Consider the following 23,535-nt stretch of genomic DNA (forward strand, 5'->3'; position numbering starts at 1 on the left):
CGCCGTCATGACTGCTCCCCCGCCCGGAGTTCGGTGGCGATCTGGCGCCGGCCGGCGACCAGCGTCTCCGCCACCACCGCGAGCCCGACCAGCAGCGCCAGGCCCACGGTGGGCAGCAGCACCGGCAGCAGCGAGGGGGTGACGATCTCCCCGACCCGCGCGCCGACCAGGGTCGAGATGTCGAACGCCCCGCCCAGCAGCGCGACCGCCGAGGCCGCGACCAGGCCGCCGCCGACCGCCGCCGCCAGGGTCTGCGGCAGCGCCTCGGTGATGATCAGTGCCAGCCCCTGGCGGGGCCGCAGGCCCATGGTGCGCAGCCTGGCGAGCACGGCCGTGCGGTCGGGCGCGGCCCGGAACAGCGTCAGCAGGACGGCGAGCAGGGCGTACCCGGCACCGGCCGCGGCCGCGTACCAGAACAGCCGCCCGGCGGCGTGCTGCAGCGGATCGTCGGCGAGCGCGGCGGTGGTCTCCTGGCTGCTGTGCACCGTGTACCCGGCGGGCAGCCCGTGCGAGGCCTTACCGGCCTCGACGGCGCTGTCGCCGATCAGCTTGGCGATGCCCGTCGGCTGGGCGCCGCCGTTGTTCCGCAGCACCGTCCTGACCTGCTCGGGGTCGACGTCACCGACGGCGAACCACTTGTTCGCCTGCTTGACGTCCGGCAGCCGGGCCCAGGAGGGGTCGGCCGGGACGACGACGAACGGCTTGCCCGGGTCCGGCAGGGCGGGGGTGGCGGTGACGATCCCGGCCACCGTGGTGTGCAGGTCGTTGCCGTTGGGCGTGCGCACCGCGGCCGGACCGGCCGCCAGGCGCTTGGCCAGGCTGCGGCTGAACAGCGCCGGTACCGGGGTGTCCTGGCCGCCCGGCGCACCCGCCAGCTTCGCCGGGTCGAACTCGCCGACCCCGAGGGTCCGGGCGATCTCCGCGTACGCGGTCGGCTCGACCACCACCAGGTAGGTATCGATGAAGTCCTGGTCGGCGTCGACGAAACGGGCCTTGGGCTCGACCCACGCCCCGGTCGAGGCCCGGACGCCCGGCAGGGCGGCGGCGGCCTTGAGGAAGGAGTCGGAGAGGGTCGAGTAGTCCGGGAGGGACACGCTGATGTCCCCGCCCGTCGCGATGCGCGCGGCACGGGTCCGCACGTGGTCGACGGTGTCGAGCACATTGGCCCCGAAGCCGGTGGTGGTGACGGCGATCAGCAGGGCGAGCAGCGGCAGCACGGAGGGCCTGCGCCGACCCGTGGTGTCCCGGGCGGCCCGGGCCAGGCCGAGGAAGCCGATCAGCCCGCGGCCGCGGCCGGCGAGGGCGGCCAGCCGGCCGACCAGCACCGGTTCGATCCGGGCCAGCAGCAGCCCGCCGGTGACGGCGAGCAGCAGCGGGGCGGCGACCAGCAGCGGGTCCAGCCCGGCTCCGGTGCCGACGCCCCGGCGCCGGACCTCCGCCACGGCGGCCGCGGTGACGGCCAGGACCGCGAGTTCGCCGACCAGTCGGCGGCGGCCGCCGGTCGGCCCGCGGCGCGCCCACAGCAGGGCGGCGCGGGCCGGGAAGGCCAGCAGGGCGATCAGGGTCGCGACCAGGGCGGCCAGCACCGAGTGGTCCCACCGGGGGCTCGGCAGCAGCACCAGGGCGAGGACCGTGCCGAGGACGGCGGCCGGCAGTACCGTCACCAGGCCCTCCCCGATCAGCCGTCGCGCCACCCCGGCGAGGGAGCCGCCGCGGGCCCGCAGCAGTTGGACCTCGGCCGTGCGGCGGTCCGTGGTGAGGGCCGCGGCCAGGAACAGCACCACGGTCGCGACGCCCGCGACACCGGCCGGGCCGATCGTGCTGAGCGGCAGCGAGGCCTGGTAGCGGTCGTTCGCCCGGCTGAGGATGTCGGGCAGGCCCGAGGAGGTGTGCAGGTCGAGACGCCCGGTCAGGCCGGCCATCGCGGTGGCGTCCCGGCCGGTCAGGAAGGAGCTGAGGACGCCCCGGGTGTGGTCGAGCCGGTCGGCGTGCAGCGAGGAGGTGTCGACGGGCAGGCGCCAGAAGTTCTCGGCGCTCGACCCCCAGCGGGCCAACGCCGGCAGGCTGCCGCCGTCGACGAAACCGGTGGTCATCCAGTGCTCGTGCCCGGGCGGGGTGCGCAGGCAGGCGCGGGCCGGGCAGCCGAGGTCGTCCCAGAACGGGTCCAGGGGGTCGTTGACCCGGTAGAAGCCGACCACGACGGTGGACCGCATGGTGCCGGAGCCCTCGACGCCGTTGTCGATGGTGTCGCCGAGGTTGATGTGGATGGTCTCGGCGGCCTTCTTGTCGAGCACGATCGGCAGCCGACCGCCGATGGAGCCCGGCGTCGGCCAGGTCCCGTCGGTGAGGGTGACCCGGCTCGCCAGGTCGTGCACGTAGAGCAGGCCGAGGACCGGGTCGGTGTACTTCTCCGCGATCCGGACGTAGCCCGGATTGCGCATGCCGCGCTCGGCCAGGGCGCGGGCGCCGTAGGCCTGCCCCGACGGGAGCAGCGTCAGCTGCTCGCCGATCGCCCCGGTGATCTCCTGCTGCACCCGGTCGAGGTCGACGGCCTTGTCGTCCTCCATGGTCTTGGAGGTGGTCTGCAGGCTGGTCTGGTTGATGCCCTTCTGCCGGACGAAGTCCTGGAGTGCCGCGTCCGCGCCCCGGTCCGTGACCCGGGGGAAGGCCGCCGCCAGGAAGACGGTGACGAACGCGAGGGCCGCCATGAGCAGTGCGGCGAGCGGGTTCGCCCGCAGTCTGGTGCGGACCCAGCGCGCGGGGCGGTGGGCGCTCTCGGAGGTGGGCACGCGGGTGCCGCCCTGGGTGGTCACATCTCCTCCACGTGGCGCAGCCGGTTGGCCACGTCTCGACGGCGGCGTCCGATGAGGAAGGCCGACAGCAGCGGGGCGACCGCGATCGCGGCCGCGAACAGCAGGGCCTGGCCGAACGGCAGCTCGATCAGGGCCTCGGGCACCGGCCGCCGGGCGGCGGGCGTCAGCACCGCGAACGGGACGATCAGGTGGACGAGCAGGGCCCCGAGGACGAGCCCAACCGTCCCGCCGAGGCCGACCAGCAGCGCCTGTTCGGCCGCGACGGTGCGGGTGACCTGTTTGCGCGGCGCGCCCAGGGCGAGCAGCAGCGCGGAGTCCCGGGCGCGCTCGTGGGCGGAGCCGGCCACGGCGGCGACGAAGCCGATCGCGGCGAGCAGGGCGGTGACGAGCGCGATGGCCATCAGCGCGTTCTGCGGGGCGGCGCCCACCGGGTCGTTGAGCATCCCTTCGGAGACCTCGTCGTAGAGCTGGACCGTCTGGGAGCCCGGGGCGTCCCGCAGGGCGGCGGCGGCCCGGGCCGGGAGGCGGTCGCCCGGACCGTCGGCGGGCAGCCACCACTCGGCGCGGCCGGGCAGGGCGCGGCCCTGCTCGGCCAGCAGCCGGCCGGCGCTCCCCAGGTCGATCACCAGCGCGGCGGGGCCGGTCGCCGGCACGGCCCGGACCACCCCGGTGACCTTGACCTGCACCATGGCTCCGGCGAACGGCACCCGGAGCGTGTCGCCGGAGTGGGCGCCGACCTTGTCCAGGTAGTCCTGGGTGGCCACGCCGTTCAGGACCCCCGAGGAGTCCGCCCCCGCGACCCGGAGGACCATCCGCAGCGGAACGCCCGGCGCGCGGCGGTACTCGACGGTGAACAGCCGCTCGGGGTCGGCCGGTGCGGGGAGCACGTTGGCCGGCAGCGGGTCCCCGGGCTTTCGCGGCGGTCCGTCGACCAGTGCCCCCGTCCAACCGAGGCCGGCCGGCACCGGGACGTCGGTCGCGGCCCCGTCGGCGGTGTCCGAGACGGCCAGCCGACGGACGGTCACCGTGCCCGCGGCCCGGTCGCTGGAGGTGACCGTCGCCCCGACCAGGGTCAGCGGCGCGGCGACGGAGCCCATCGGGGCGTCCACCAGCGTGCTCAGCGAGGTCGAGACGTGCTGCTCGCCGTCCGGCTGGATGCCCGTGAGACGGACCTTGTGGACGTAGCCGAACCGGTCCCTCAGCAGGAGGGTCAGCTCCGGTGCCGAGGCGACCACCACCTCCAGGCCGGGGAACTGCGTGCTGGTGTCGAAGGTCTGCTGGACGGCCACGTCCGCGTCGATCCGGATCGGGCGGCCGGGCAGCGGGACGCCGCCCTTCGTGCCGGTCGGGAGCGGCTCGGCGAGCGTGCCGAACGCGCTCGCCCGGTCGGCCCCGCCGAGCAGGTCCTCGCGGACCGGGATGCGGGCGGCGAAGGCCGCGGAGTCCACCGCGACCACCTGTCCGGTGCCGTTCGGCAGGGCCTGCTCCTCGCGGTTCACCGCGACCAGTCGGTCGCCGCCGGGCAGCGCGCCGTAGCGGCCGCCCTGGCCCATCAGGGCGCTCTGCGAGGCGGAGATCCGCAGGCCGCCCGCCGTGGCGAAGGAGGCCTGGTCGTACTGGGAGGCGGTCCAGGTGGCGTGCTGGCCGAGCGCGAGCACCCCGGTGGCGACCGCCATGACCAGCAGCAGCACCGGCCCGGTGGCCCGGGCGGGCTGACGGGCCAACTGCCAGCCGACCATGGCGGGGCCGAGCCCGCTGCCCCGGGCGGCGACCCGGGCGCCCAGCCGGGCGACCAGCGGCAGCAGGCGCAGCACCACCAGCGTCCCGGCGCACAGCGCGAGGGTGGGGGTGGCGACCAGCAGCAGGTCGACCCCGAGCTTGCCGGTGGAGTCGGTGGACAGTCCGCTGCCGTACTGGTCGAGCTGCTGGTAGGCGAGCACGGCCAGGGCGAGCACCGCGAGGTCCCCGCCGTTGCGGGCGATGCCGGAGACCAGCGCCTGGCGGCGGCCGGCCCGGCGGCGCAGGGCGGCACCGGCACCGCGCAGCAGACTGGGCACGGTGGTCAGCACGATGCAGCCCAGGGCGCAGACCACGGCGATCGGCCAGAGCGTCCACTGCAGTCGGGTGTCCAGGGCGACCTGGTGGGACCGGCCGAGACCCGCCAGGACGCGGACCAGGAACGGCGTGATCAGGGGTGCCAGCACGGCGGCCGGGAGGGCGAGCAGCACCGACTCCAGGGCGGTGAAGCCGCCGAGCCGGGCGCCGGAGGCACCGCGGGCGGCGAGGAGTTCGTTCTCCCGCTCCTGGCGGGTCGAGATCAGTCGGACGACCAGCAGCAGGGCGGCCGTGGCGAGCACGGCGAGTTGCAGGGCGCCGATCAGCAGGGTGGACCGGGCGACCATCAGACTGGCCGACAACTCACGGACGAGGTCAGGAAGTTCGGTGGTGGAGTTGAGACCGGCGGACTTCCGGAGGTCGGTGGCCAGGGCGGCGGCCCGGCCCCCGATCGCCTCGGCCGTGTCCTGGTCGACGCCCGCGAAGTCGGCGTCGACCAGCCAGCCGCGGCTGCTCTGCGGCAGGCCGCCGGCGGTGAAGGCGCTCTGGTCGACCAGCATCGGACCGTAGGTGGTGAAGCCGCCGATCTGGATCTCGTGGCCGCCCACGGGGTCGATGCGCCAGTACGGGGCGGACGGGTCGACCGCCCGGTAGACGCCGGTGACCCGGACGGTCAGTGGCGTGTCCACGAGCCGGTCGGTGAGCCGGACGTCCGCGGGCAGCGCCTCGGCGGTCAGACCGAGCCGGGCCAGCATGGCGGGAGGGACGGCGACCTGCGGGGCCGTGGAGCCGACCGGCCCGTTGGTCGTGCCCGGCCAGGCGCCGGCGACCAGGCCCACCCGGGTGCGGTCCAGGTCGGCGAGGACCGTCAAGTCGACCTTGGCCGGGGCGGATTGGCCGCTCTGCGCGGTGCCGGACGGTGCGCTCCCGGCCGATCCGCTCCCGGCCGGTGCGGCGCTGCCGTCCGGCAGGCCGTAGGAGCGGCTGCGCAGCAGGCTGTCGGTGTGTACGGGCAGGTCACCGAAGAGCTTCTGCCGGTAGGAGGCGAGTGCCTCCTCGTCCTTCTGCCGCTGGTCGAGGCCGTGTTCGGCGGTCACCACCACGGTGGTCCGGGCATGGCCCGCCCCCTGGAGCGCCTGCCTCAGGCCGGCCTGACCGACACTGCTGTTGAAGGTCACCAAGGCGGTCAGAACCGCCGTGGTGATCAGGACCGTCAGCAGGACGGCAGCAGCCAGCGGCAGTCGCCCGCGCAGTCTGCGCACGACGAAGCCGAGCATCAAATTCCTCCCCCGGTTGCGTCCCCGGTAGCATCCCGGCCCCACCCATCGATCCGTTCCTGGCGGCCATCGGCCGCACACGGATGCTCCACGGGCACACCGGCGCAGTGATCACCGGCATTCGGTCGCCGGATAGCGGACGATGCTGTCAGATCCGATCCGCGAACGGAAGGGACTTGCGCGAATCAAGTAAGCAATGAGCAAATTCCTTGCATTGGTAGCATCCCCACCGGGGAGAAGCCTCTGAAATGCCATGCACACCTCACGAGTTCGACTTCCTCGCACTCCTTTGACCTGGGAACTCTCCTTTTCGTGAATTCTCCGCTCGGGATGTTGAACCCGTGATGACGATGCATCCGTTGACCCGGACAGAACCGGGCCCTCACCGCCCACAGGGGGAAGCCGCATGACGCAACACCAGGCCGCCGGCACCACCGCGACGACCGCCGGCCCGACCGCCACCGGCCCGATGGTGGCCGTGACCGACCTCCGGCGCAGCTTCGGCACCGGCGAGCGGACCGTCCACGCCCTGCGCGGCATCGACTTCTCGATCGAGCGCGGTGAACTCACCGCGCTCAAGGGCCGGTCCGGCTCCGGAAAGACCACCCTGCTCAACCTGGTCGGCGGCCTGGACGCACCGACCAGCGGCACCATCGAGCTGGACGGCATCGACCTCGGCGGGCTGGACGAGGACGGGCGGCTCGCCCTGCGGCGGGAGCGGATCGGTTTCGTCTTCCAGTCCTTCGGACTGATCCCGATGCTCACCGCCGCCGAGAACGTCGGCGTGCCGATGCGGTTGCGCAAGGTCCCGCCGGCGGAGCGCGAGGAGCGCGCTCACACCCTGCTGGCCCTGGTCGGGCTGGCCGACCACGCCAACCAGCGGCCCGGCGAGCTCTCCGGCGGCCAGCAGCAGCGCGTCGCGATCGCGCGTGCACTGGCCAATGACCCCGGCCTGATCATCGCCGACGAGCCCACCGGTCAGCTGGACTCGGAGACCGGCCGCTCGATCATGGAGCTGCTGCGCGCGGTGGTCCACAGCGAGGGCGTCACCGTCCTGGTCGCCACCCACGACCCGACGCTGATGGGGCTCGCCGACCGGGTGATCGAGCTCCACGACGGTCGGATCGTCGAGCCGGAGTCGGAGCAGGCGGCGTAGCGACGGCGGGCCGGGGAGGGAAGGCGGGCCCCGGCGGGACGGACGGTCTCCGCCCTCCCGCGCCTTCCCTCCCGGCTCAACACACCGTCAGTCGCGCACCCGTCACCACTCGGCGCACCACCTGCCGCTCAACGTACCGTCGGCTGCCCGCTCAACGTCCGCCGATGGCCCGCTCACCGCGCCGTCGGCCGCCCCTCAGGCCCGGTCCACCCGGGAAGCATCGAAGGCGGCCGACGACGTCTCGAAGTCGCCCGGCCGGTCGCCCGGTTCGCCCCACGGTGTGCGACGCCGCCGATCCGGACCCGCAGCGGCGGATCGAGTGCACCGGTGGCGCCCGGTTCCGTCCACCACCGGCCGGAACCGGGCCGTCCCGTCGTGCCGGCGCCGGCCGAAGCCCCGGCTCGGCGTTCGGCGACGGGGATCGCCGGGCAGCACCGTCCGCCCGCGGAATTCGTGTCGCATGGCCGTCCCCCACTTTCCCTGGTCCGAGAGAGTCTGGCGAGCCGCACGCTGGCACCGGCATTCCGCGGTGTGAATTCATTGACGAAGAAGTGTGACAGTACGTCATTTTCAATGCTCTGAAACCGACTTGTCCGGAGCCGGGGCGCACCTCGCCGGCGGTCGATTGTCAGTGGCATCGGATACGGTCCACGACAACTCGGCGGAATCCGCTTCACCTGGAGGTTCGATGACGATCCACTGCCGCATTCTCCGCACGCTCCGGCAGTTCCGCGGGCCGACACGGCTGTGGTGGCCGACGGGACCGTCGACCACCACAACCCCGGCCTCGACGGCCGGGCGTTCGCACCGGGTCCCCCCGGGTACCGGGCGGAGGCCGCGCGGCACCCGGGGGGACCCTCCGGACCACCGGCTATCGGATCACCAGGGGCCGGACCGCCGGGGATCGGATCACCGGGGATCAGACCGCCGGGAAGATCTCGGCGTCCGGCTTGAGCAGCTGACCGGGCTTCGGCGCGGTGCCGTCCACCAGGTAGCGGGTGACCAGCGTGTTCAGCGCCTTGCTGCGGCCGACCGCGCAGTGCTCGATCGCGTCGACGCTGACCAGCACGGCGTTGCCCAGCTCCTGCTGCATCCGCTGGGCGAACTTGTACTGGGTGGCCGGGTCGTAGAGGTTGCCGATGACCATCACGGTGTTGGAGGTCTTCTTGTTCCAGGGGCCGCTGAAGCGCTCGGCATCCCGGGCCGGGGCCGGCCAGCTCGCACAGGCCGGCGCGTCGAACGCCTGGTAGCGGCCGAAGGTCGGCGACTCCTTCTCCCACGCCTTGGCGGCGTTGGCGAACACCCGGTCGTTCGACGGGTACGGCTTGTCCTGGCAGTTGACACCCATGTAGGAGTCGTCGGCGGCGTACTCGGAGTCGGCCGGGGCCTCGCGCAGCGCCCGCGGAACGTTCACCGTGAGCTGGTTGGCCTCGTCGTCCGCGACGTTCGCCTTCGGCGCCAGCAGCGCGGCCGCGGCCGGCTTGTGCAGCACCTGGTAGGTGGCCTGCAGCGACTTCGCCAGCGGAGCCAGCTTGGCCTGCGAGTACAGGGCGCTGGCCACCTCGCTGGTGAAGCTGCTCAGCGTCACCTGGGAGCCGTCCGCCAGCGTGATCGGGCTGGTCCGCAGGTGGTCGCGGAGCTCGTCGAACTTGGCCCGGGTGTCGCCCTCGCCGAAGGCGCAGCGCGGGGCGCCGGCCGCCTGGCAGCGCTTCAGGAACTCGCCCAGGGCCAGCTCGAAGCCGCCCGCCCGCTGGCGGTCGTACTCCAGACCGTTGTGCAGGCGGAGGTCGGGGTCGACGTTGCCGTCGACGATGATCGCGCGGACCTTGTTCGGGTACATCGCGGCGTAGGTCGACCCGATCAGGGTGCCGTAGGAGAACCCGGCGAAGGTGAGCTGGGAGTCACCGACGGCACGGCGCATCCGGTCCAGGTCGCGCACCACGTTGATGGTCGACATGTGCTCGATCAGCGGGCCGGCGTTCTTGCTGCAGGCGTCGGTGTAGTCCTGGTCGGCGTCCAGGGTCTCGTTGATCTCGGCCTTGGTGACGGGCACGCCCACCATGCGGTTGTTGACCGCGTCGGCCTCTTCCTGGGTCTTGAAGCACTTGAGCGGGTTGCTCCGGGCGACGCCGCGGGGGTCGAAGCCGACCAGGTCGAACTTGGCCTGCACCTCGGGGCCGAAGCGGGTGCTGGTCGCCCACAGGTAACCGCTGCCGCCGGGGCCGCCGGGGTTGAGGAACAGCGAACCGATCCGCTTCGCCGGGTCGCTCGCCCGCCGCCGCATCATGGCGATGCCGACCTTCTCACCGGACGGGTTGTCGTAGTCCAACGGCACGGGGTAGACGGCACAGTCATAAATGCCGGGGTCCGGCTTGCTCGGGTCGGGGTTGCACGGTTTCCAGTCGACGGGGCCGACCTTCGCCTCGGCGGCCGCCGCACCCGGGGCCTGGTCGAACGGCGCGGCCGACGCGGCCACTGCGGTTCCGGTGACAAGGGCGAGCGCGCAGGTGACCGCTCCGGCCAACGTGGATATGCGGGACAAGGAACCTCCTCCGTAGGAAAGGGCGGCCCCAGCCTGTCAGCCGGAGATCTCCGTGTGAAGACCTTGTGGCGGCGTAAATTATCCGATCGTCAGATCACAGTCAGTCGGAACATTCTGTGAATGACCGGACTTGACGGTTGATTGACCTGACGGTGGTTCAACCACTTCGATCGTCGAAGGGAGATCGATGCCCGACTTCCGACGGCCCGATTCCCGATCCGGCGGACTACGCCCCGGTCGCGCCGCGCACAGCGGCCGCCACCAACCCCTGGAGCTCATCGGCCCCGGCCTCGCCCCCACCCACCGAGCGGTCGAAGACCAGTCCGTCGATGCAGGCCAGCAGAACGGTGGCCCACCCCCGGTTCCGCACCCGTTGCCGGCCCTGCGCGGCACGGCCCGGTTCCCGGTGGCCGAGGCCCGGCTACCGCCCGGCGCGGTCCGGCGCCCGTGCCTCCCGGGCAAGAACCACGGCGGCGACTTGACCGGCAACTGATAAGCCGCCATATTACTTTCATGACGCAGCGCCCAGAGGCCGATCCGGCCGCCCCCTCCCTCGACCAGGCCCGCCGCCAGATCGCCCGCTACGGCCTCACGGCCGACCCGCAGGCGTTCCTGGTCGCGGCCAGGCTGATGACCGCGGGCGCCCGACTCGGCCAGGCCGGCGAGGTGCACTTCGGCCGCTTCGGCCTCTCCACCGGCCGCTACCGCCTGCTGGCCGACCTGGAGGACCACGGCGGCGAGAAGTCGCCCTCCCAGCTCGCGGCCACCCTCGGGGTCTCCCGGGCGACCGTGACCGGCCTGGTCGACGGCCTGGAGCGGGAGGGGCTGGTGGCCCGGCGGCCGTCCACCGAGGACGGCCGGGGCAACGTGGTGATCCTCACCGCGCGCGGCGCGGACAAGCTGCGCGAACTGGCCCCCGAGCACTTCGCCCGGATGCAAGCGCTGGTCGGCGGCCTCACCGTCGAGGAGCGCAGCACCTTCCTGGACCTGCTGGCCCGGGTGGTCGCGGGCATCGACGCCCTCACCGAGGACTGAGCCCCACCCCCGTCGGCGGGCCGCGGAACACGGCCCGCCCTTTTCACGCCCCAATAGTTAGTTGCCTAATCACCAAGACGCGGGCACCTCTCCAGGCGCCCCGAGGAGCACCCATGAGCAAGAAGGCCCCCGGCGCGCCGCCGCCCTTCGTCCTGTGGCGGGAGGTCCTGACGGCCTACGCGATGCCCGCCGTCAGCGCGGGCCTCGGCGGGGCCGTCACCCGGCAACCGCAGCTGATCGTCGCCGCGTTCACCACCATCGGCGGCACCTCCGCCGCAGTGGCCGCCGCGCTCGGCCTCGCACTGCGCCGCCGGGCCCGCCGCACCGGACCGCCCCACGCTCCCCTAACCCCCCACGCTCCCCGGACCCCCCGGGCGCTCGCGGCCGCCGCCGGCGGACTGCTCGCCGCGGCACTCGGCCTCGCCGTCGGGCTCGCCGCCGCGCGCTGGCTCCCGCACCTCCCGCCGCTCGCCACCAGCCCGTGGCCGCCCCGGCTGCCCGTCGACCTGCCGGTCTCCTCGGCGATCGCCGCCACCATCACCGTCTGGCGCTGGCGCGGCAGCCGCCCGACCCGCGAACCGCAACACCGGCTCTCCGCCACGACCACACCCCGACCCGAAAGGCAGTCCTCATGATCGTCATCATGGGCGCCGGTGGCGCCACCGGCGGCGCCACCCTGCGCAGCCTCGCCGCCCTCGGCGCGCCCAGCCGCGCCCTCAGCCGCGACCCCGCCCGGCTGGCCGCGGCGCTCGACGACCGCACCCTCGGCCGGACCACGCCGCTCCAGGCCGACGCCGCCGACCCGGAATCGCTGCACCGGGCCTTCCGGGGCGCGCACCAGCTCTTCCTCACCATGGCCAACGGCCCGCGCCAGGTGCAGCACGAGCTGAACGCGATCGAGGCGGCCGTCGCCTGCGGGGTGGAGCACATCGTCAAGGTGTCCGCGCCCGCCGCCGAGCCGGACTCCCCCGTGGCCGTCTCGCGCGGTCACCACCTGATCGAGGAGCACCTGCGCTCGCTGCGCGTCACCACCACCGTGCTGCGCCCGTACGCCTTCCTCCAGAAGCTGCTGCTCCTGGCGCCCGGGATCGCCGCCGGCGGCGTGGTGCAGGGGGCGATGGGGCAGGCCCGGTGCAACTACGTGGACGTCCGGGACATCGGTGAGGCGGCCGCGGAGATCCTCACCCGCCCGGAGCTGGCCGGCGGCACCTACCCGCTGACCGGCGGGCGGGCCTACAGCTACCCCGAGCTGGCCGCGCTGCTGGGCGAGCTGCTCGGCCGACCGGTCCGCTACCTCGACCTGGCCCCGGCCGCGCTGCACGCCCACCTGGTCGCCCGGGCCGGGATGCCGGACTGGCTGGCCGCCCACGTGGTGGAGATCCAGCAGCTGGCGGTGGTCCGCAAGGAGGTGCCGGACGACACCTTCACCCGGCTGACCGGTCGCGCTCCGCGCACCATGGAGGCCTTCCTCGGCGAGCACCTGCACCACTTCCGCTGATCCCGGACCCCCTGGCGGGCCGGACGCGCCACCGCAGCGACCGGCCCGCCACCCGGAGGGAGCAGCAATCCCTGTGGCATGGATCACAGCCGGATGACAGAGCTGACGCCCCGTCAATTCGACTGACATCCCGTCATATCCGAGCGAAGGAGCCTCAATTGTGATCTGACATGACGTCAGATTTGCTCACTCCAGACCGAGTTGGGGCGAGTTCGCGCTCCTGCGGGTGCGGCCCCCCGGGGCTACCATCGATCGGGTTGTCCGCTCCGGCCCCGGAGTGGGGTCCCCCGATCAGGCGGTGTCCCCACCGCCCCAGGGGCCGGACATCGGTCGGAACGGGGCGAACACAAGGAGTGCACGGGCTGCCATGACAGCTGAACCGAGCCACCCCGGGCAGGACGCCGCCGAGCCGCAGGGCGCACCGCCGCACGCCGGAAGCCCGCGCACGGAACCGCCGCACGCCGGAGGCCCGCACCCCGGGACCCCGCCCACCGGAACGCCGGATGCCGGAACGCCGCACGCCGAGCCGCGCGCCCTGTTCCCCGGCCGCCCGGCCGCCACCCCGCGCACCCTGGTCGACGTGCTGGCCGCCACCGTGCACGCCCACCCCGACGAGCCGGCGCTGGACGACGGCCACACCGTGCTCAGCTACCGCGCCCTGGCCGCCGAGGTCGAGCAGCTCCGCCGCCGCCTGGCCACCGCCGGGATCGGCCCCGGCGACCGGGTCGGCGTCCGGGTCCCCTCCGGCACCAATGACCTCTACGTCTCGATCCTGGCCGTGCTCGCCGCCGGTGCCGCCTACGTCCCGGTGGACGCCGAGGACCCGGACGAGCGCGCCCAGCTGGTCTTCGGCGAGGCCGCCGTGGCCGCCGTGCTCGGTGCCGGACGCGCCCTGAGCACCACCACGGAGCGCGCGCCCGCGCTGGAACGCCGCCCCACCCCGGCCGACGACGCCTGGATCATCTTCACCTCCGGCTCCACCGGCAAGCCCAAGGGCGTCGCCGTCACCCACCGCAACGCCGCCGCCTTCGTCGACGCCGAGGCCGCGCTCTTCCTCCAGGAGGAGCCGATCGGCCCCGGCGACCGGGTGATGGCCGGTCTGTCGGTCGCCTTCGACGCCTCCTGCGAGGAGATGTGGCTGGCCTGGCGGCACGGCGCCTGCCTGGTGCCGGTGCCCCGCTCCCAGGTGCGCAGCGGCGCCGACCTGGGCCCCTGGCTGGCCGAGCAGGAGATCACCGTGGTCTCCACCGTCCCCACCCTGGCCGCGCTCTGGCCGGCCGAGGCGCTCAACGAGGTCCGGCTGCTGATCTTCGGCGGCGAGGCCTGCCCGCCCGAGCTGGTGCAGCGCCTGGTCACCGAGGGCCGCGAGGTGTGGAACACCTACGGCCCGACCGAGGCCACCGTGGTCGCCTGCGCCGCCCTGCTCACCGGCGACGGCCCGGTCCGGATCGGCCTGCCGCTGGACGGCTGGGACCTCGTCGTGGTGGACGAGGCCGGGCAGCCGGTCGCCCCGGGCGGCACCGGCCAGCTGGTGATCGGCGGGGTCGGCCTGGCCCGCTACCTCGACCCGGAGAAGGACGCCGAGAAGTACGCGCCGCTGCCCTCGCTCGGCTGGGAGCGCGCCTACCGCAGCGGCGACCTGGTCCAGGCCGACCCGGCCGGGCTGCTGTTCCTCGGCCGCACCGACGAGCAGATCAAGCTCGGCGGCCGCCGGATCGAGCTGGGCGAGGTGGACGCCGCCCTCCAGGCGCTGCCCGGCGTGGCGGGCGCGGCCGCGGCCGTGCGCACCGCGCGCGGCGGCAACCAGCTGCTGGTCGGCTACCTGGTGGTCCAGGACGGCTTCGACCGCGAGCAGGCCGTCGAACGGCTGCGCGCCGAGCTGCCCGCCGCCCTGGTGCCGCTGCTCGCCCCGGTCGACACCCTGCCCACCCGCACCTCGGGCAAGGTCGACCGCAACGCCCTGCCCTGGCCGCTGCCCGAGCTGGAGGCCGCCGGGCCCGGCGAGCAGCTGTACGGCACCGAGGCCTGGCTCGCCGAGCAGTGGTCCGAGATCCTCGGCGTGCAGGTGAGCGGGGCCCGGGACGACTTCTTCGCGATCGGCGGTGGCAGCCTGGCCGCCGCCCGGCTGACCACCCTGCTGCGCACCCGGTACCCGAGCGCCGCCGTGCTGGACATCTACCAGCACCCGACCCTGCGCAAGCTCGCCCGCCACCTGGAGCGGACCGGGGCCGAGAGCGGCGAGGCCCGCACGATCGCCCTGGTGCCGACCCGGGCCAAGCTGCTCCAGCTGCTGCTGCTGATCCCGCTGTTCACCGTGGTCGGCCTGCGCTGGACGGTCGCCCTGCTGGCGGCCGGGAACCTGCTCTCGCACCTCGGCGACTACCCGTGGGCGCCCACCGCCTCCTGGTGGGCGGTCGGCGCGGGCGCGCTCGCGCTGTTCAGCGCGCCGGGCCGGCTGGCGATCGGGGCCGGCGGCGCCCGCCTGCTGCTGCGCGGCCTGCGGCCCGGCAGCTACCCGCGCGGCGGCTCGGTGCACCTGCGGCTCTGGGCCGCCGAGCGGCTCACCGAGCTGAGCGGTGCGACCGGGCTGTCCGGCGCCTGGCTGATCCCCTACGCCCGCGTGCTGGGCGCCAAGGTCTCCCCCGAGGTGGACCTCCACTCGCTGCCCCCGGTCACCGGGATGCTCAAGCTGGGCCGGGGCTGCGCCGTCGAGGCCGAGGTCGACCTGTCCGGCTACTGGCTGGACGGCGACCGGCTGGAGGTCGGCCAGGTCAAGGTCGGTGCCGGCGCGGTGGTCGGCACCCGTTCGACCCTGCTGCCCGGTGCCCGGATCGGCAAGAACGCCCAGGTGCTGCCCGGCTCCAGCGTCACCGGCCAGGTGCCGACCAACCAGCGCTGGGGCGGCGCCCCCGCCGTCAAGCTGGGCCGGGCCGAGTGGTCCTTCCCGGAGCAGGACCCGGTCCGCCGGCCGCTCTGGGCCGCGCTGTACGGCGTCGGCGACGCCCTGCTCGGCCTGCTGCCGGTGCTGCCGGCCGCGGCCGCCCTCGCCGTGCTCTCCCGCTTCGTCGACCAGGGGGCGGAGCTCGGTCCGGCCCTCGGCGGCGCCCTGCTCGGCCTGCTGCCCGCCACCCTGGCGTACGGCGCGGTGTACGCGGCGCAGCTGGTGGTGCTGGTCCGGCTGCTCAGCCTCGGCCTGGTGCCCGGGATGCACCCGTTGCACGGCCGGGTCAGCTGGCAGGCCTGGACGGTCAGCCAGCTGATGGACCGGGCCCGTGAGGTGCTGTTCCCGCTGTACGCGGGGCTGGTCACCCCGCTGTGGCTGCGGGCGCTGGGGATGCGGGTCGGCCGGGGCGCCGAGGTGTCCACGGTGCTGGCGCTGCCCAGTCTGACCACGGTCGGGGACGGCGCCTTCCTGGCCGACGACACCCTGATCGCCCCGTACGAGCTGGGCGGCGGCTGGATGCGCCTGGGCGAGGCGAAGATCGGCGAGCGGGCCTTCCTCGGCAACTCCGGGATGACCGCGCCGGGCCGTTCGGTGCCCAAGCGCGGCCTGGTGGGCGTGCTGTCGGCGACGCCGGCGAAGGCCAAGAAGGGCCGCTCGTACCTGGGCATGCCGCCGGTGCGGCTGCCGCGCGCGGCGGACCGGGCGGACCAGAGCCTGACCTACGAGCCGCCGGCCCGGCTGCGCTGGGCGCGCGGGCTGGTCGAGCTGGCCCGGCTGCTGCCGGTGCTGGCCTCGGGGGCGCTGGGCCTGCTGACGGTGGCCGCGCTGGCCCGGCTGGCGGCGGTCTCCCCCCTGCTGGCCGCGCTGCTCTCCGGGCTGGTGCTGCTGGCGGCGGGCGCGGTGGCCTGCCTGGTCGCCGTGGCCGCGAAGTGGCTGCTGGTCGGGCGGTTCCGGGCGGTGGAGCACCCGCTGTGGAGCGGGTTCGTGTGGCGCAACGAGCTCGCCGACACCTTCGTGGAGGTGCTGGCGGTGCCCTGGCTGGTCGGCGCGGTGCCGGGCACCCCGGTGCTCAACCTGTGGCTGCGGGCGCTCGGCGCCAAGGTCGGGCACGGCGTCTGGTGCGAGAGCTACTGGCTGCCGGAGGCCGACCTGGTCACCCTCGGGGACGGGGTCAGCGTGAACCGGGGCTGTGTGGTGCAGACCCACCTCTTCCACGACCGGATCATGCGGATGGATACTGTGGTCCTCCGCGAGGGCGCCACCCTGGGCCCGGGCGGGATCGTGCTGCCCGGCAGCACGGTGGGCGCGCGCAGCACGCTGGGCCCGGCCTCGCTGGTGATGCGCGCCGAGTCCGTCCCCGCCGACACGCGGTGGCTGGGCAACCCCATCGAGGCGTGGCAGACCACGCCGTGACCACCCCTCCCCCGGGTACGACCCCCCGTCCCGGCCCGCAGGAAGCGCCCGACCCCGTGAAGCCCAAGCACGCCCAGCCCGCCGCCCCCGGCCCGGACCCGTACTTCCCGAACAGCGGCGACCACCGCTACCGGGTGCACCGCTACGAGATCGCGCTGGACTACCGGCCCGGGCCCAACCGGCTGGCCGCCTCGGCCCGGCTGAGCGCGGTGGCGGACACGGCCCTGAGCGAGTTCGCGCTCGACCTGGCCGAGTTCCGGATCGGGCGGGTGCTGGTCGACGGCAAGGCCGCCCGCTACACCCACCGCGGCGGCAAGCTGCGGATCCGTCCGGCGAAGGCGCTCACCGCGGGGGCGGCCTTCACCGCCGAGGTGCACTACACCGGCAACCCCCGGCCGGTGCGCAGCCCGTGGGGCGGCCTGGGCTGGGAGGAGCTGACCGAGGGCGCGCTGGTGGCCAGCCAGCCGGTCGGCGCGCCGTCCTGGTTCCCGTGCAACGACCGGCCCGCGGACAAGGCGACCTACCAGGTGGCGATCACCACGCCGTCCCCGTTCACGGTGCTCTCCGGCGGGCGGCTGCTCACCCGGACCACCCGGGCGTCCAGCACCACCTGGGTGTACGAGCAGAGCGCGCCGACCTCGCCGTACCTGGTGACGGTCTCGATCGGGAACTACCGGCCGGTGCCGCTGGCCGACCGACCGGCGGTGCCGCAGACCGGGTACGTGCCGGAGCGGCTGGTCGGCGACTTCGCCCGGGACTTCGCCCGGCAGCCCGCGATGATGACCTACTTCTCCGAGGTGTTCGGTCCGTACCCGTTCGGCGAGTACGCGGTGGTGGTCGCGGACGAGGAGTTGGACGTCCCGGTGGAGGCGCAGGGCGTGGCCACCTTCGGCACCAACCACCTGGGCGGCGGCTGGGAGCGCGAGCGGCTGATCGCCCACGAGCTGGCCCACCAGTGGTTCGGCAACAGCGTCTCGATCGCCGACTGGCGGCACATCTGGCTCAACGAGGGCTTCGCCAAGTACGCGGAGTGGCTCTGGTCCGAGCACACCGGCGGTCCGGCCGCGGCCGTGCACGCGGCCGCCGCGCACCGGCTGCTGGCCGGGCTGCCGCAGGACCTCCGGCTCGGCGACCCGGGGCGCCGGCTGATGTTCGACGACCGGCTGTACCAGCGCGGCGGCCTGGTGGTGCATGCGCTGCGGCGGGCCCTCGGCGACGACGCGTTCTTCGCGATGCTGCGGGACTGGGCCGGCGTCAACCGGCACGGCGTGGTCGCCACCGCCGACCTGCTGGCGCACGCGTCCCGGTACACCACGGCGCCGCTCGGCCCGCTGTTCGAGGCGTGGTTGGAGCAGCCGGAGTTGCCGCCGCTGCCGGAACTGCCGGCGCTGCCGGGTGACGAGCCGTCGGGCCGGTCCGGGGTGCTCGGCCGGCTCGGCTGGTTCCGCTGACGGCCGTCCGCACCGGTCCTGCTGACGGCCGTCCAGCCTGCTCCCGCTGACGGCCGTCGGCACCGGTCCCGTTGACGACCGTCCGCCCTGGTACCGGGCCCGGTTGGGCTAGTGTCCGAGCATGTCGAAGAGCTCAGACGATCAGATGACCGAAGACGATCGGATCACCGGCCGGTCCGACCGGTTGCTGCCCACCACCCGCCGCGCCCTGCTGCACCGGGTCGCCGTCGCCCAGTCCGAGGGCCGCACCCCCTCACTGGTCGCCGGGGTGGTACGGGACGGCCTGCTGGTGTGGACCGGCGCCCGCAGCATGGTCGACGGCCACGCGCCGGACCCGGACGTGCAGTACCGGATCGGCTCGATCACCAAGACCTTCGTCGCGGTGCTGGTCCTGCGACTGCGCGACGAGGGCCTGCTCGACCTGGCCGACCCACTGGGCCGCCACCTGCCCGGCACCCCCGCCGACGACGTCACCGTCGCCCAACTGCTCGCCCACTCCGGCGGGCTGGCCGCCGAGACGCCGGCGCCCTGGTGGGAGCGGACCGACGGCGCGCTGCGGCCCGGGCTCGACGACCTGCTGGAGCAGGAGAGCCCGCTCAAGCACCCGGCCGGACGCCTCCACCACTACTCCAACCCCGGCTACGCGCTGCTCGGCGCGCTGGTCGAGCGGCTGCGCGGTGCGTCCTGGGGCGAGGTGCTGCGCCGCGAGGTGCTGGTCCCGCTCGGCATGGACCGCACCACCCTGCTGCCCGAGCACCCGCACGCCGGGGGCTTCGCCGTCCACCCGTGGGCCAACGTCATGCTCCCCGAACCCCTCACCGACACCGGCCGGATGGGCCCGGCCGGCCAACTCTGGTCCACCGGCGCCGACCTGGGCCGCTGGGCGGCCTTCCTCGCCGCCGGTGACGACGCGGTGCTGAGCGCGGACACCCTCGCCGAGATGCGCCGGCCCGCCGTCGGACCGGACGACGCCGACTGGACCTCCGGCTACGGCCTCGGCCTCCAACTGCGCCGCCACGAGGGCCGGGTGCTGTACGGCCACACCGGCTCGATGCCCGGCTTCACGGCCGGACTGTGGGTCAGCGCGGCCGACGGCCTGGCCGCCTTCGCCCTCTCCAACGCCACCAGCGGCCCCTCCACCCCGCAGCTGGCCGCCGAGCTGATCGGCATCACGGCCGCGCACGAGCCCCGGCTGCCCGAACCCTGGCGCCCGCTGACCGAGGTGGACGAGGAACTGCTGGCGCTCACCGGCCCCTGGTACTGGGGCGCCGCGCCCAACGTCCTGAGCCTGCGCGCCGACGGAGTGCTGGAACTGGCCCAACTCGCGGGCGGCCGCCGGGGGTCGCGGTTCCGGCCCTGCGCGGACGGCAGCTGGCTCGGCCTGGACAACTACTACACGGGCGAGACCCTCCGGGTGGTGCGGCACCCCGACGGCACGGTCAGCCACCTGGACATCGGTTCCTTCGTCTACACCCGCGAACCGTACGGGCCGGCGGGCGCCGTCCCGGGCGGGGTCGACCCGGAGGGCTGGCGGGCCTTCTGAGCCCACCGCGGGCCACGGGGCGGTAGCGGCGAGGCGGCGACGGCGCGTCGGTGGCTGCGGGCGTCGGCAGCGGGGCGGTGCGGGTGGGAACGTCCTCGCCGCCGACCGTGCGGCCGGGACGGCGGGAGCGTGCACGGCAGGTGCACGCCCCCGTTGTCCACCCCGTGCAACCGACCGCCCGGTGCCGCGCAGGTGACCGGCAGACCACGGGCCGCGACGGGTGGTCCCATTCAACAGGTGCACATCTGCGATCCGCCGGGTCGCAACGTGGATGCCAACCGGCTTGGAGACACATACGGGGACCGGTCCGCGTCAAAGCCCAACCCCGGCGGGCCGGGACGGTGCCCTGGTGATCCACGGCACCGCCGATCGTGCTGCCCTGGAGGGTCCGCCATGACCACCGTCCCCACGTACGCTCCGTCCGCAGTCGCCCCCACCCACGACGCCCCGGCGGTCCCCGCGCCCCGCACCCCGGCCACCGCCCCGGTCGGCTACACCGTCTCCCTCGCCCGCGACGAGGACGACGTGCGCGCCGCCCAGCGGCTGCGCCACCAGGTCTTCGGCGCCGAACTCGGCGCCGTCCTGCACAGCCCGGTCGCCGGGCTCGACGTCGACCCCTTCGACGACCACTGCGACCACCTGCTGGTCCGCGAGGGCGAGGACGGCCCCGTCGTCGGCACCTACCGGCTGCTCCGCCCCGAGGCCGCCCGCCGGGCCGGACGGCTCTACTCCGAGGGCGAGTTCGACCTCTCCGCACTGGCACCCGTCCGGCCCGGCCTGGTCGAGCTCGGCCGCTCCTGCATCCACCCCGACCACCGGGGCAACGGGGCCGTCATCAACCTGATGTGGGGCGGCATCGCCCGCTACCTCGCCGACACCGGCAACACCTGGGTCGGCGGCTGCTGCTCGATCGACCTGGCGGACGGCGGCGCCACCGCCGCCCGGGTCTGGGACGCCGTGAGCGCCAAGTACCTGGCCCCCGAGGAGTACCGGGTCACCCCGCACCGCCGCTGGGACGCCACCGGAGTGCCGCGCGCCGACCGCGGCGCCCTGCCCGCCCTGCTCCGCGGCTACCTGCGGCTCGGCGCCTGGGTCTGCGGGGAGCCCGCGTACGACCCGGACTTCAACTGCGCCGACCTGTACGTGCTGCTGTCCCTGGAGCGCACCGACCCGCGCTACCTGCGGCACTTCCTGTCCGGAGCGACCGCCCCGGGTGCCTCGTCATGAGCGTCTGGCTGCCGACCGCGACCTGCCGGCCGGAGACCTGCCTGGGCGAGCGCGCGCCGGAGGTCTCGCTCCCCCGGCGGGTGCTGCGACTGACCGCCTGCCTGCTGACGGTGCTGACCGGGGTGCTGCTCAGCCTGCCGGTGCGGCTGCTGCCGTACGGCACCCGCGACCGGCTGATCCGGCTCTGGGCACGGGTGCTGCTGCGCACCCTCGGGGTGACCGTCCACCTCGGGACGCCCCGGGCGCCCTGGCGACCGGGAGCGCCCGGCTCGGCCGGGGCGGCCGGCGGCCGGGCGGTCGGCGCCGACGGCGCGCTGGTGGTGGCCAACCACGTGTCCTGGCTGGACATCCCGCTGCTGGCGGCCGGCCGGCCGGGCCGGTCGCTGGCCAAGACCGAGGTCCGGAAGTGGCCGGTGCTCGGGCCGCTGGTCGCCTGGGGCGGAACGGTGTTCCTGGACCGCGACCGGCTGCGCACCCTCCCGGACACCGTGGCGGCGGTGGCCGAGGTGCTGCGCTCCGGACACCCGGTGATCGTCTTCCCGGAGGGGTCGACCTGGTGCGGACGGGAGAGCGGACGGTTCCGGCCCGCGCTGTTCCAGGCCGCGGTCGAGGCGGGCGCCTTCGTCCAGCCGGTGACGATCCGCTACCGGCTGGCGGACGGGCGCCCGACCAGCGCCCCGGCCTTCATCGGCGACGAGGGGCTGCTCACCTCGCTCGCCCGGGTGGTCGCGGTGCGCGGGCTGGTCGCCGACGTCACCTTCCTGCCGCCGATCCCGCCGCCCGGACCGCAGCCCACCCGGGCGGGGGCCCGGCGGGAGCTGGCCCGGGCGGCCCAGGCGGCGGTGGAAGGGATCCGCTGAGGCGCGACCGCCGGCCGCGACCGCGCTGGTGACGGCGGCGGCGGACGGCGAACGGTCGCAGCGAACGGTGGCGGCCTGGTGCCGCGTCCCTCGGGAGGCCTGTCCCTCAGGAAGCGTGCCCCCGGGAGGCTCGTCCCTCAGGAGGAACGGGCCTCGGCCAGTTCCTCCGCCCGCGGCTCACCGGCCGGGGCGGCCGGGGCGAGCGGGCGGGCCCGGCCGAGCAGTACGGCGACCAGGACGGCGGTGACGGCGAGCACGACCGAGCCGCACCGCAGCGCGAGGTGGATGCCGTCGATGAAGGCGCCGTCCACCGCGTGCCGGACCGGCTCGGGCAGCGTGCCGGTCGTTCCGCCGCCGCCGTGCGCCGCGCCGGTGGGCGCGTCCGCGACCGGGCCGACCGCGTCCGCCGGGACGCCGAGCCGGTGCAGGGCCGCGGTCAGCCGGTCCGACATCCGGTTGGTCAGGACGGCGCCGAGCACGGCGATCCCCAGTACCCCGCCGAGTTCGCGCAGGGTGTTGACCGTCGCCGAGGCCATGCCGGTCTGCGCGGGGGCGACCCGTTGGAGCACCGCGATCGAGACCGGGGTGAAGGTCAGTCCCATGCCGAAGCCCAGGACGAACAGCGTCCAGAGGTATTCCGGATAGCGGGCGTGGTCACCGTACAGCGACAGCCCGCCGAGACCCACCGCGCAGAGCGCCAGGCCCAGCACCATCGGCGGCCGGGGGCCGTACCGGGCGGCGAGACGGCCGGACAGCGGCCCCGCGACCACCAGCATCGCCGTCATCGGCAGCCCGCCGTAGGCCGCACCGGACGGGGACCAGCCGAGCACACTCTGCATCAGCAGCGGCAGGAAGAACAGCGCCCCGAACATCCCGAAGCTGACCATGAACCCGCTCAGCAGCCCGGCACTGAGCCCGCCGTCCCGGAACAGCCGCAGCTCCAGCATCGGTTCGGCCAGGCGCAGTTCGAGCAGTAGGAAGGCCGCGAGCAGGACCACCGCGAGGACCCCGCTGCCGGCCACCCGGACATCGGTCCAGCCGCGCGACGGGCCCTCGATCAGGGCGTAGACCAGCAGGCCGAGGCCCGCCGCCGAGAGCACGAAGCCGCCGAAGTCGATCCGCCGGGCGCGCGGCGGGATCCCCGGGAGGACCTTGGCGGCGAGCACCACCCCGGCCACGCCGATCGGCACGTTGATCCAGAACACGCTGGCCCAGCCGAGGTGTTCGACCATCGGCCCACCGATCACCGGGCCGATCGACAGACCCAGGGCGGACACCCCGGACCACAGGCCGATGGCCCTGGCGCGCTCGCGCTCCCCGGTGAACACATGGCTCAGCAGGGTCAGGCTGCCCGGGGTGAGCAGTGCGGCCCCGACACCCTGCACCATCCGGCCGCCCACCAGCACGCCGATCGTCCCGGCGAGTGCGGCGACCGCGGAGCCGACCGTGAACAGGCCCAGTCCGAGGACGAACATCCGGGTGCGGCCGTGGCGGTCACCGAGGGCGCCGCCGGTGAGCACGAGTGCGGCGTAGACCAGGCTGTAGCCCTCGGCCACCCACTGGAGGCCGCTGACCCCGGCGTCCAGGTCCTGCCCGATCCGGGGCAGGGCGACGTTGACGACGACGTTGTCCAGCATGGCCATGAACATGGCTACGCAGAGCGTCAGCAGCGCCAGCTGTTGTCTGCGGCGCGTGCTCGGCTCCCCCATGGAAATCCCTCC

At 74.6% G+C, this 23,535-nt stretch carries 13 protein-coding genes and 1 pseudogene; 9 read left to right on the forward strand and 5 right to left on the reverse strand.

Translation table 11 applies throughout. From position 1 onward, the window contains the following. Positions 1–5: 5 nt before the first annotated feature. Complete coding sequence (locus tag AB0O91_RS25385; RefSeq protein WP_363437142.1) at positions 6–2,813, reverse strand: hypothetical protein; 2,808 nt, start codon at positions 2,811–2,813, stop codon at positions 6–8. Beyond that, positions 2,810–6,145, reverse strand: coding sequence for an ABC transporter permease (locus AB0O91_RS25390; RefSeq protein WP_363437144.1), 3,336 nt, complete (start codon positions 6,143–6,145; stop codon positions 2,810–2,812). The genes AB0O91_RS25385 and AB0O91_RS25390 overlap by 4 nt, the downstream gene beginning before the upstream one ends. Before the next feature lie 406 nt (positions 6,146–6,551). Between AB0O91_RS25390 and AB0O91_RS25395 the strand changes: the two genes are divergently transcribed. Next, complete coding sequence (locus AB0O91_RS25395; RefSeq protein ID WP_363437147.1) at positions 6,552–7,301, forward strand: ABC transporter ATP-binding protein; 750 nt, start codon at positions 6,552–6,554, stop codon at positions 7,299–7,301. Positions 7,302–8,220: 919 nt separating this feature from the next. Here AB0O91_RS25395 and AB0O91_RS25400 read toward each other — a convergent pair. Continuing rightward, positions 8,221–9,843 (reverse strand): alpha/beta hydrolase, encoded by a 1,623-nt coding sequence (locus AB0O91_RS25400; protein ID WP_363437150.1) that lies wholly within the window; start codon positions 9,841–9,843, stop codon positions 8,221–8,223. A 226-nt stretch (positions 9,844–10,069) separates the two neighbouring features. Continuing rightward, positions 10,070–10,186, reverse strand: a pseudogene (locus tag AB0O91_RS25405) (TetR family transcriptional regulator); the annotation flags it as partial. Between the two features lie 170 nt (positions 10,187–10,356). On the opposite strand from AB0O91_RS25405, the gene AB0O91_RS25410 reads away from it, so the two are divergent. The 8 genes from AB0O91_RS25410 (at position 10,357) to AB0O91_RS25445 (ending at position 21,814) form a co-directional block, all read left to right on the forward strand. After that, positions 10,357–10,878 (forward strand): MarR family transcriptional regulator, encoded by a 522-nt coding sequence (locus AB0O91_RS25410; RefSeq protein ID WP_363437153.1) that lies wholly within the window; start codon positions 10,357–10,359, stop codon positions 10,876–10,878. 113 nt (positions 10,879–10,991) lie between these two features. Next, the gene (locus AB0O91_RS25415; RefSeq protein WP_363437155.1) at positions 10,992–11,513 is read left to right on the forward strand and encodes a hypothetical protein; all 522 of its coding nucleotides are present in this window, start codon (positions 10,992–10,994) and stop codon (positions 11,511–11,513) included. Then, positions 11,510–12,376 (forward strand): NmrA family NAD(P)-binding protein, encoded by an 867-nt coding sequence (locus tag AB0O91_RS25420; RefSeq protein ID WP_363437157.1) that lies wholly within the window; start codon positions 11,510–11,512, stop codon positions 12,374–12,376. Before AB0O91_RS25415 ends, AB0O91_RS25420 begins: the two co-directional genes overlap by 4 nt. A 367-nt stretch (positions 12,377–12,743) precedes the next feature. After that, entirely contained in the window at positions 12,744–16,733 is a 3,990-nt protein-coding gene (locus AB0O91_RS25425) for a Pls/PosA family non-ribosomal peptide synthetase (protein ID WP_363437160.1), read from the forward strand. Between the two features lie 56 nt (positions 16,734–16,789). Then, the gene (locus tag AB0O91_RS25430) at positions 16,790–18,184 is read left to right on the forward strand and encodes a M1 family metallopeptidase (protein ID WP_363437162.1); all 1,395 of its coding nucleotides are present in this window, start codon (positions 16,790–16,792) and stop codon (positions 18,182–18,184) included. A gap of 145 nt (positions 18,185–18,329) precedes the next feature. Next, the gene (locus tag AB0O91_RS25435; protein ID WP_363437164.1) at positions 18,330–19,727 is read left to right on the forward strand and encodes a serine hydrolase domain-containing protein; all 1,398 of its coding nucleotides are present in this window, start codon (positions 18,330–18,332) and stop codon (positions 19,725–19,727) included. A 393-nt stretch (positions 19,728–20,120) separates the two neighbouring features. Then, positions 20,121–20,954, forward strand: coding sequence for a GNAT family N-acyltransferase (locus AB0O91_RS25440; protein ID WP_363437166.1), 834 nt, complete (start codon positions 20,121–20,123; stop codon positions 20,952–20,954). Continuing rightward, on the forward strand, positions 20,951–21,814 hold the full coding sequence (locus tag AB0O91_RS25445) for a lysophospholipid acyltransferase family protein (RefSeq protein WP_363437169.1): 864 nt from the start codon (positions 20,951–20,953) through the stop codon (positions 21,812–21,814). Before AB0O91_RS25440 ends, AB0O91_RS25445 begins: the two co-directional genes overlap by 4 nt. Positions 21,815–21,951: 137 nt before the next feature. Here the strand turns inward: AB0O91_RS25445 and AB0O91_RS25450 are convergent, their stop codons facing one another. Beyond that, the gene (locus AB0O91_RS25450) at positions 21,952–23,523 is read right to left on the reverse strand and encodes an MFS transporter (protein WP_363437172.1); all 1,572 of its coding nucleotides are present in this window, start codon (positions 23,521–23,523) and stop codon (positions 21,952–21,954) included. Positions 23,524–23,535: the final 12 nt, after the last annotated feature.

The sequence above is a fragment of the Kitasatospora sp. NPDC089797 genome (assembly GCF_040684795.1).
Classification (GTDB): domain Bacteria; phylum Actinomycetota; class Actinomycetes; order Streptomycetales; family Streptomycetaceae; genus Kitasatospora.